We start from the raw sequence: 993 nt of genomic DNA, 5'->3' as shown, positions 1-993 counted from the left end.
CATGCCGTTCACCTTCGCCGTAGACCCCGCCGAACTCATCGAGGAACGCGCGCCCCAGTGGCGGTTCGGGGGTATCGAGGACGCTGTCCTGGAGGAGATGTCCCGTCGCATCAGCGACCTGTGGGCCGAGGGCCCCGGGGGCTGGGCGCACGAGTGGTCCCTCCTTGCCGAGCAGGCAGAGAAGGACGGTGATCTGCTGAAGGCCAGTCACCTGTACGGGATCGCCAAGTTCCCGGTCCTGGGTGGCAACGCGGCGCACACCCGGGCGTACGAGAACCACCTGCGCACCTTCCTGGAGGCCTCGTCCGGATTCGAGGTGCCCTTCGAGCGGCACGTGATCAACGTGGACTTCCGCGCAGAAACCGTGCAGGTCCCCACTCACCTCTACGTCCCCGAGAACCTGCCCGCCGACGCCCCGATCGTGCTGGTCTTCAGCGGCGTGGACACCTGGAAGGTCGAGGTGCACGCCACCGCGCTCGCGACGGCTCGTCTGGTCGGCGCGCGGGTGGCCACCGTCGACATGGCCGGGACCGGGGAGTCGCCGGTGGCCAGCGGACCCGACGGGGAACTGTACGTCGGCGACGTCCTCGACTGGCTGCGCCGCCGCTTTCCCCAGGCACGCAAGGTGGGCACCGTCGGCTTCAGCTTCGGCGGACACTGGACGATCAAGCTGGCCCTGCGCCGGATGGTCGACGCCGCCGTGAGCATCGGCGGGCTCATCGACACCGCCTTCTCCCCCGAGGCCGCCGCCCGGCTCCGCTATGGCATGCCCGGCATCTTCGCCAACTCCCTGCGCCTGGACGCCGAGCCGAGCCTCGCCGAACTACAGGCCGCCATGGCCGCCTTCTCGCTGCGTACGCAAGGACTCCTGGACGACTGGGGCAGCGACCCCGTGCCGCTGCTGTACGTCAACGGGGACCAGGACCAGCACGTCCCCGCCGACGACTCCAGGCCGCTGGAGTCCCGCCCGAACACCGTCGTCCGGCTCGTCCC

At 70.1% G+C, this 993-nt stretch carries 1 protein-coding gene; it reads left to right on the top strand.

Translation table 11 applies throughout. The annotated features are described in order from the left end of the window. Positions 1 to 993 (top strand): alpha/beta fold hydrolase (locus ACP4J3_RS50760; protein WP_426545093.1); only part of this gene is annotated, 993 nt, incomplete at both ends.

This window comes from Streptomyces sp. UG1, from assembly GCF_049974585.1.
Taxonomy (GTDB): domain Bacteria; phylum Actinomycetota; class Actinomycetes; order Streptomycetales; family Streptomycetaceae; genus Streptomyces.
The sequence above is the reverse complement of the archived record's forward strand: the minus strand, read 5'-3'. Positions and strand labels throughout refer to the sequence as shown.